This window comes from Lysinibacillus sp. (assembly GCF_032093475.1).
Lineage (GTDB): Bacteria > Bacillota > Bacilli > Bacillales_A > Planococcaceae > Lysinibacillus > Lysinibacillus irui.
Genome location: NZ_DAMDAY010000004.1, coordinates 56,614 through 65,353, shown reverse-complemented (window position 1 = coordinate 65,353; position 8,740 = coordinate 56,614). Strand labels below are relative to the sequence as shown.

The following is an 8,740-nucleotide window of genomic DNA, read 5'->3' as shown; positions in this document are numbered from 1 at the left end:
AGTTAATTTTTGAGACATTACACGTAAATGTGGTGCACGAGGGTCGCCTTTGCGATAAACGCGGTGACCGAAGCCCATGATTTTTTCTTTGTTGTCTAATTTATTTTGAATATAAGATTCAACATTTTCAAGTGAGCCGATTTCAGATAACATCTTCATAACTTGCTCATTTGCTCCACCATGAAGTGGTCCTTTTAATGCGCCGATTGCCGCAGTTACACCAGAATAAACATCTGATAATGTAGCTACACATACACGTGCTGTAAATGTAGATGCATTTAACTCATGGTCAGCATGTAATACTAATGCTTTATCAAATGCTTCAATTTCAACTGCTGCTGGCTCTTCACCTTTAAGCATGTATAAGAAGTTTGCAGCATATCCTAGTTCAGGTTTTGGTGCAACTGGCTCTAAGCCTTTACGAACACGTGCAAATGCAGTTACTACTGTAGCAATTTTAGCTTGAAGACGAATTGCTTTGCGGTAGTTTGCTTCTGGATCCATAACATCCGCTTCTTCATCGAATACACCAAGTAGAGATACTGCAGTACGTAGTGCAGCCATTGGATGTACAGTTGAAAGTGGGTATGTTTTGAATTGATCGATAATCGCTTGCGGAATTGACATGTTGTCTGCCAATTGTTGTTTTAATTCAGCTAGCTCGTCCTCTTTTGGTAAACGAGTATGCCATAACAAGTAAATTACCTCTTCGAATGACGCATTTTCTGCTAAATCATCAATGTTGTAACCAACATATGTAAGTGTGTCATCGATAATTGAACTGATTTTAGATTCCGCTGCTACGATACCTTCTAAACCTTTAGTTGCTGACATAAATTATCGCTCCCTCATATTTATATTTTGTTGCAAATGCGTTTTTTATCTTGCATTTGCGGATTTTGCTCATATGAACCATTAAGTAAATCGCTTACATTGCTATTATAATCATTTTTGACAGCTTTGTGAATGAAAATCCTCCAAATAAAGAAAAAGACGTCCGAACGACTATATATTTGTCCTAAAGAGGTTGTTTTGTATATTTTGACATTAATTTATCATTTAGTTTGGGGTGAATATGTAAAAATGAGGAATTTAAAGTATTTTTCATACGAAAGAACTACAAGTATTTTGCTTTTTATTTTTTATTTAGTGATACTTTGGTTTGTGTTACCTGTTTCTCTTGCTATTTTTTTATCATTTTCGACGTATCCTATTATAAAATTTCTGCATAAATATTGTAAGGTTGCCTATTGGATGGCAGCAATTATTGTGGAAGTATTAATATTAACTTGTATTTTTCTACTTGTCGTCATATCCATCAACAGTATTATTGTAATATTTCCTGAAATTAGAGAAACATTACTTAATTTCCCGCTTTTTAGTGAATATGAATCCATGTTTGTACAAGTGTTAAAGGAAAAATCACTGTCGATTTTTGATTCGATCATCGTCTACACAGCAGATCTTTTCCAATTATTGATGAAGCACGTCATTGAGGTATTTATCTTTTTAGTTGCTTATTATTTCGCTTTACTAGAAACACGTAAATCACGGTACTGGTTTTTCCGATATGTGCCCAAAAAATATCGTCAAGAATGGCAATCTCACTTCGCAAAAATGATGCAACTTTTTCATTACTTCTTATTTGTGGAGTTTCAATTATTCACAATTACTTTATTTATTCTTTGTGCTGGATTTATGGTCCTTCAGTTTGAACAAGCCATCATTAAAGCTTTCATTGTAGCATTTGCAGATGTACTACCATTTTTCGGAATTGGTGTTTTCCTTGTACCAATGAGTATTTATTTTTATTTCAACGGCAATACATTTTTATGTGTAGCCATTTTACTATTATATTTATTTGTACAATTAACAAGGCAGCTAGCCGATTCAATGCTTTGGTCCAATACACTTCAACTACGTACGTTCCATACATTTTTCATCAGTGCTGCCTCTATTCTATTGTTTGGCTTTTATGGAATATTGCTTAGTCCTATCTTTTTATTCTTAGCCGTAAAGCTAAAGGAAAACTCTATCTTTGAACGATAATAAATTGACCTTTTTTCATTTTTTTACGCATCCAGTAATAGACAATTGGTTGGAACATTTTTCGTGAAAAAGGCATGAGAAGTAGTAATCCAACAAGATCTGTTAAAAACCCTGGTAGCGCTAAGAACAAACCACCACCAAATGTTAATAGTGTATCAACCAAAGCAGCTCCTGGTGCCTCTCCTCTAGCCATTGTATTTTTTACATTTTGAATAGAATTCATACCTTTATTTTTCATTACATATATTCCAATAACGCTTGTTGCAACAATCAGCATCAATGTACTAAATACACCAATATTTTGTCCAATGACTATTAATAACGCCAATTCGGCTAATGCGTAGACAACGACACCAAGAAAAATTTTTCGCATATTTTTCCCCTCTCTACTTGAAAAAGCTATACCTTTTATACGTTATTATAGCCCAATTAGTTTCATAAAAAAATGAATGCCCTCACTCAAATAGAAAACCTGCCGTAGTTAGTAAGAGAAAAATAGAAGTTTACGGTATAGAGTAAAAATAGAGAGTGTACAACCCTTAGAAAAAGCTCTAGTACAACAAATCGCACTAGAGCTTTTTGTTAACTGTTAAAGAACACTTGCATGTCCTTTGTAAATAACACCTGTTTCAGCGTCCATTGTAATTTCTTGGCCATGACGAATTAATGTTGTAGCTTCTTTAACGCCAACTATTACTGGAATACCAAGGCTTAGTCCAACCACTGCTGCGTGACTAGTTAGACCACCTTCTTCAGTAATCAAACCAATGCAATTCTCTAATGCAGGCATCATATCACGATCTGAACCAACTGTTACGAGAATGCATCCTTCCATATCGTAGGCAAGTGCCTCAGCGGCATTTTTAGCAACAACCGTTTTACCTACGACAGATGCTTTTCCGATCCCTTGACCTCGAGCGAGTAAATCTCCAATAATGTGTACCTTCATTAAGTTAGTTGTACCCGCTTCACCTACTGGCACACCTGCTGTAATGACAACAGCGTCACCATGTGTAACGAAACCATGCTTCAAGCTTTCATCGACAGCTAGTTCTAAGATTTCATCTGTTGTTGACACTCGTTGACAAACAATTGGGTATACGCCCCATACTAATGTTAATGTATTGGCTGTATTTGTAGAGCCTGTTACGGCAACAATTTGCACACCTGGTCGATATTTTGCGATCATTCTTGCTGTATTACCACTTTCAGTTGGTGCTAATACGGCTTTCACACCTAAATTGATAGATGTATAAGCTACCGCTTGTGAAATAGCCTCTGTCATATTAGCCTCTTTTTCACGACTACGTGTTGATACAATGGAGCGATAATCTAATGAATTTTCTGTACGCTGAGCGATTTTATTCATCGTTTGTACAGATTCTACTGGATAAAGACCCGCAGCAGTTTCACCAGATAACATGATAGCATCTGTTCCATCAATAATTGCGTTCGCTACGTCACTTGCTTCTGCACGTGTTGGACGTGGGTTACGCTGCATTGAATCTAACATTTGTGTTGCGGTAATAACAGGTTTCCCTACTTGGTTACATTTCAAGATTAATTTCTTTTGTACAAGTGGTACTTCTTCCGCTGGAATTTCTACACCAAGATCTCCACGCGCAACCATTAATCCATCAGACACTAGGATAATTTCGTCGATATTATCGACACCCTCTTGGTTTTCAATTTTAGGGATAATTTGAATATGACTACCACCGTTTTGTTCAAGCAATTCACGAATCTCTAGAACATCCTTTGCACGACGAACAAATGAAGCTGCAATAAAATCAACGCCTTGCTCTATACCAAACAAAATATCTTGCGCGTCTTTTTCTGTTATACCTGGTAGCTGTACAGAAACACCTGGAACGTTAACACCTTTTTTATTTTTTAGAACCCCAGCATTTTCAACAATCGTATGAATTAATCCTTTTTCCATATCTGTTGCTAATACACGTAATTGAATAAGACCATCATCAAGTAAAATAATTGAATTTTGTTCAACATCTTCAATTAAGCGCTCATACGTGACAGAAAAGCTTGTCTCAGTACCTTCTACTTCAGTCATTGAAATATCAATCACTTGACCTGCTGTTAAATGAAGCTCTCCATTTTTCATATTATGTGTACGAATTTCAGGACCTTTAGTATCAAGTAAAATCCCTACTGGTTTATTTAACTTTTGTGCTACTTCACGAATTAATTGAATACGTCCCGCATGTTCCTCATGTGATCCGTGTGAAAAATTCAAGCGGGCTACATTCATACCTGCTTCGATTAATTTTTCTAAAGTTTCTGGTGACTCACTTGCAGGTCCAATTGTACATACGATTTTTGTTTTTCTCATTTTTGCCCACTCCGTTTTATAACAAATTATATTGATAGTTCTTTCATTAGTGTATAAAGGCTTACATCTGCCTCATGATTCTTTTCGAAAGCCTCTGGCATATCATAGTCAATAACTTGATGATTGCGAATGCCTACTGCTCGGCCAGCCTTACCTTCCATTAGTAACTCAACTGCATGTGCTCCAAATTGACTTGCCAAGACGCGATCTCGAGCTGTAGGTGAACCACCACGCTGAATGTGACCTAATACTGAAACGCGTGTTTCCTTTCCAGTTTTTTCTTTCAACAGCTTTGCTAGCTCACTTCCAGACATAACACCTTCTGCAACAATAATAATACTGTGCTTTTTACCACGTGCTGCTCCACGATCTAAGCGTGCTACAATCTCATCTAAATTATAATCTTCTTCAGGAATTAACACTGTTTCAGCGCCAGCAGCAAGACCTGCCCATAAGGCAATATCACCTGCATCACGGCCCATGACTTCTACAATGAAGGAATTTTCATGAGATGTAGCTGTATCACGGATTTTATCAATGGATTCAACAACCGTATTGAGAGCCGTATCAAAGCCAATTGTATATTCCGTTCCTGGAATATCATTATCGATTGTCCCTGGCACACCCACAACAGGGAAGCCCTTTTTCACTAAATCCATAGCACCTCGATAAGACCCATCACCACCAATGACAACAAGTCCTTCAATACCAGCAGCTCGTAAATTTTCAATGCCCCGTTGCTGGACAGCATCTTCTTTAAATTCTGGGCATCTTGCAGAATTTAAATGTGTACCACCTCGCTGGATAATACCACCAACTGCACCTAAATCAAGGTCTTCCATATTCCCTTTTACTAAGCCTTCATAACCATGCTTAATTCCGACAACATCAACTCCATGAAATGCTGCCTTACGAACAACCGCGCGAATAGCTGCGTTCATTCCAGGCGCATCTCCACCACTTGTTAATACAGCAATTTTTTTCATTGTCGAACCTCCTGCAGTTACTATTATTATTCACATTAACATGAAAAAACAAACTATGTAAGGGTTCTGGGGATACAAAAACATAACTTTTACATAAAAAATGAAAAGAATGCGCTTTCACACACTCTTTCCATTCCAAAACATCCTAAATCTAACATTTTTTCAAGAAGTCTGGCGTTTATTTTGCGCTACTATCTTCTTTCATCTTTATAGCTTTTTAATATGTTGAGATACAAATTCTGTCTCTTTACGAGCAAATTTATGCCCTTCGTTTTTTTATACACAATCAGATAAAACAATCATTTGTTCATCATAAACAAGATTACGCTTCTGTATATTGTCCAATTTTTTTAAATTTTTCATAGCGATCTTCAATTAATTGTTCTCCATTTAGAGAATTTAATGCATGAAGAGTCTCACTAATGCATTCTTTAATAGCGAGAGCCTGTTTTGCAACATTGCGATGTGCTCCACCAATAATTTCAGGAATAATACCATCAATTACACCAAGCTCTTTTAAATCAGGCGCTGTAATACGCATTGCTTCAGCTGCCTGCTTAGCAAGACTACCATCACGCCATAAAATAGATGCTGCACCTTCAGGAGAAATAACCGAATATGTTGAATTCTCTAGCATAAAGACACGATTTGCTACACCTAATGCTAGAGCACCACCACTTCCACCTTCACCAATAACGATACTAATAACCGGTACTGTTAAGCCTGCCATTTCAACAAGGTTTCTAGCAATCGCTTCACTTTGTCCTCTTTCTTCTGCAGCTTTACCAGGGTAAGCACCCTTTGTATCAATAAAACAAATAATTGGCCGTTTAAATTTTTCGGCTTGCTTCATCAAACGTAAAGCTTTTCGGTAGCCCTCTGGATGAGGCATACCAAAATTACGACGGATATTTTCCTTAGTAGATTTACCACGCTGATGTCCTATAATAGTTACAGGCTGCCCTTCAAAAGTGGCAATTCCACCAAGAATCGCAGCATCATCACCAAACGTACGGTCACCATGTAATTCAATAAAGTTTTCGCACATTGCTTCAATGTATTGTAACGTTGTAGGTCGCTCTGGATGTCTTGCAACTTGCACACGATCCCAAGGCTTCATATTTGCATAAATTGATTGCTCAAGCTGCGATAAGCGCGTTTCCAGCTTTTCAATTTCACCTGACATATCTACATCTGCTTCTGCAGCAATTGTTTTTAGTTCATCAATTTTCTCTCGTAATTGTACGACTGGTTCTTCAAATGCTAAATTTTTAGACATGTTGCACGCCGCCTTTCGTATGCATTTTTACAAGTAAGGAAACTTGTTTGCGTAAATCTTTGCGATGGAAGATTGCATCAAGCTGACCATGCTCTAATAAAAATTCTGCAGTTTGGAAATCGCTTGGCAGTTTTTCTCTTACAGTTTCTTCAATAACCCGACGTCCTGCAAAACCAATTAATGCTTGTGGCTCTGCAATATTTATATCACCAACGGAAGCAAAGCTTGCAGAAACTCCACCTGTTGTTGGATGCGTTAAAATAGAAATGAATAATAAACCTTGATCACTATGGCGTTTTAAGGCTACGCTCGTTTTCGCCATTTGCATTAATGATAGTACACCCTCTTGCATACGTGCCCCGCCACTAGCAGTAAAGATAATAAACGGCACACCTAGTTCTGTTGCTTTTTCCACAGCGCGTGTAATTTTTTCACCTACAACTGATCCCATTGAACCCATACGGAAATGTGAATCCATTATCGCTACGACAATTTCTTCTCCATCTAACGTACCGACTCCTGTTAGGACAGCCTCATTCAAGCCAGTTTTCTCTTGATCAGCAGAAATTTTTTCTACATACGCTGGGAAATTAAGGGGATTACTTGTTTGTAAATGATCATCCATAGATTCGAATGAACCTTCGTCTAAGAAATAGTCCACACGTTCTTGAGCAGTCATTTTGAAATGGTGACTACATTTTGTACATACTTTATGATTTTTTTCTAATTCCTTTGTTAGTTGAATGTGACGACATTCAGGACATTTCGTCATTAATCCTTCTGGAAATGAATTTTCTTGTCCGTCCTCTTTCTTTTTTCGATTACCACTAAATAAGCTGCGTATTGCCATGTTTGACTCCCCCTTTGTTGTTGTCTAAATGCTTTGTACAGTATTCATCCACTGCTCATAAGCTTTTAATGCTTCTTTTTCATAACCAAGCTGCATCGATTTCAACATTGTTTGAATGATTAATTTTTCATCTTCTGTTGAGTTTCGATCTAATCGGTCGCCATCATATGCTGCTAATTGAAACCAGATTTTTAATGAAAGACGATTACCTGACGTAATTAATAATTCTCTTAAAATATCTCGACAATTAACAGTTCCTTCAATTTCTAGTTTCACAAAAAAACTATCCCACACAGGTAGTGTGCGAAGAATCTCTGTACAACTTATTACGCGAATTGCTTCCATTTCATGAATTTGTCGCGTTAATTCGACATCCTTTTTGGATTTTTCATCTTCTAGTATAAACATCGACAGTATCTCTACTAACTGATGCTTATGTGTAGACGCAAGAAATGTTCCACCACCATGTCTCGTTTCTATTAGCCCCAGCAATTCTAAGCTTCGCAAAGCCTCTCTCACAGAGGATCGCCCGACACCTAGACGCTCTGATAGAACGCGCTCGGATGGTAACTTTTCACCTGCTTGTATTTTTTCCATTTTAATGAGTTGACGTAGTTGTTGGACGATTTCTAAAAACACTTTTTTTTGTTCGGTTTTTTGATCCATACGACTAACTCCCCTTATCAAAAAGTGGTCTGACCACTTTTAACGTTGCTTCTAGCTTACAAAATAACTGTTCAAAAGTAAAGAAAAAACTGCATAAAATTGAATGCAGTTTCTAATTTTTTGTTTTATTTCATACCTTTTTTGTCGTTTGCGCATGTTTTACTTTGATTTGCGGCTTACCAAAGCGTCTCTCGATTACACCTTCAACCCATAACATTTCGTCTTCCACTAACAATTCCTGAACAATTTGAAAAACTTGCGGGAATAAGGTAATCGAAACAGTACCATATTCGTCCTGTAGATGAACAAAAGCCATTTGCTCACCTTTTTTTGTGCGGATTTTTTTCACTTCTTCAATTATACCAATGATTTTTACTAAAGTTCCATCACGCATCTGCTTCAGCTCTCGGCAAGTACAGGTAATATCATTCCAAAAATGCCTTTCTTGTGCTACAGGATGTGTTGAAATGTAAAAGCCTAAGCTTTCCTTCTCATGCATTAATTTTTCCTTTTGAGGCATTTCATCTGCCTGCATATATTTTGGTTTACCAAAGTTAAAC

General features: G+C 37.2%; 9 protein-coding genes. 1 reads left to right on the top strand and 8 read right to left on the bottom strand.

Annotated elements, in window-relative coordinates; all coding sequences use genetic code 11:
- Positions 1-834 (bottom strand): citrate/2-methylcitrate synthase (locus RT445_RS02030; protein WP_313469535.1); only part of this gene is annotated, 834 nt, incomplete at its 3' end.
- A gap of 249 nt (positions 835-1,083) precedes the next feature.
- On the opposite strand from RT445_RS02030, the gene RT445_RS02025 reads away from it, so the two are divergent.
- A complete protein-coding gene (locus tag RT445_RS02025) occupies positions 1,084-2,049 on the top strand; it encodes an AI-2E family transporter (protein WP_312506648.1) in 966 nt (321 codons plus the stop codon).
- Here RT445_RS02025 and RT445_RS02020 read toward each other — a convergent pair.
- From RT445_RS02020 to RT445_RS01990, 7 genes are all read right to left on the bottom strand, one after another.
- Positions 2,033-2,422, bottom strand: coding sequence for an FxsA family protein (locus RT445_RS02020; RefSeq protein WP_274794068.1), 390 nt, complete (start codon positions 2,420-2,422; stop codon positions 2,033-2,035). The two genes, RT445_RS02025 and RT445_RS02020, sit on opposite strands and share 17 nt — an antisense overlap.
- A gap of 216 nt (positions 2,423-2,638) precedes the next feature.
- On the bottom strand, positions 2,639-4,399 hold the full coding sequence (gene pyk / locus RT445_RS02015) for a pyruvate kinase (protein WP_312506601.1): 1,761 nt from the start codon (positions 4,397-4,399) through the stop codon (positions 2,639-2,641).
- A gap of 26 nt (positions 4,400-4,425) precedes the next feature.
- The gene (pfkA, locus tag RT445_RS02010; RefSeq protein ID WP_312506602.1) at positions 4,426-5,385 is read right to left on the bottom strand and encodes a 6-phosphofructokinase; all 960 of its coding nucleotides are present in this window, start codon (positions 5,383-5,385) and stop codon (positions 4,426-4,428) included.
- Positions 5,386-5,707: 322 nt separating this feature from the next.
- Positions 5,708-6,664, bottom strand: coding sequence for an acetyl-CoA carboxylase carboxyltransferase subunit alpha (locus RT445_RS02005; protein WP_274794071.1), 957 nt, complete (start codon positions 6,662-6,664; stop codon positions 5,708-5,710).
- Positions 6,657-7,514 (bottom strand): acetyl-CoA carboxylase, carboxyltransferase subunit beta, encoded by an 858-nt coding sequence (gene accD, locus RT445_RS02000; RefSeq protein ID WP_274794072.1) that lies wholly within the window; start codon positions 7,512-7,514, stop codon positions 6,657-6,659. The genes RT445_RS02005 and accD overlap by 8 nt, the downstream gene beginning before the upstream one ends.
- A gap of 24 nt (positions 7,515-7,538) precedes the next feature.
- Positions 7,539-8,180, bottom strand: a complete 642-nt coding sequence (locus tag RT445_RS01995) for a FadR/GntR family transcriptional regulator (RefSeq protein ID WP_274794073.1) — start codon at positions 8,178-8,180, stop codon at positions 7,539-7,541.
- Positions 8,181-8,310: 130 nt separating this feature from the next.
- Positions 8,311-8,740: OB-fold nucleic acid binding domain-containing protein (locus RT445_RS01990; RefSeq protein WP_313469531.1), on the bottom strand; the 430-nt coding region annotated here is incomplete at its 5' end.

What these genes read in the sequence shown, in the direction of transcription:
- RT445_RS02025 (WP_312506648.1), top strand. Translation starts at nt 1,084, where the DNA reads ATGAGGAATTTAAAGTATTTTTCATACGAAAGAACTACAAGTATTTTG.
- RT445_RS02020 (WP_274794068.1), bottom strand. Translation starts at nt 2,422, where the DNA reads ATGCGAAAAATTTTTCTTGGTGTCGTTGTCTACGCATTAGCCGAATTG.
- pyk (WP_312506601.1), bottom strand. Translation starts at nt 4,399, where the DNA reads ATGAGAAAAACAAAAATCGTATGTACAATTGGACCTGCAAGTGAGTCA.
- pfkA (WP_312506602.1), bottom strand. Translation starts at nt 5,385, where the DNA reads ATGAAAAAAATTGCTGTATTAACAAGTGGTGGAGATGCGCCTGGAATG.
- RT445_RS02005 (WP_274794071.1), bottom strand. Translation starts at nt 6,664, where the DNA reads ATGTCTAAAAATTTAGCATTTGAAGAACCAGTCGTACAATTACGAGAG.
- accD (WP_274794072.1), bottom strand. Translation starts at nt 7,514, where the DNA reads ATGGCAATACGCAGCTTATTTAGTGGTAATCGAAAAAAGAAAGAGGAC.
- RT445_RS01995 (WP_274794073.1), bottom strand. Translation starts at nt 8,180, where the DNA reads ATGGATCAAAAAACCGAACAAAAAAAAGTGTTTTTAGAAATCGTCCAA.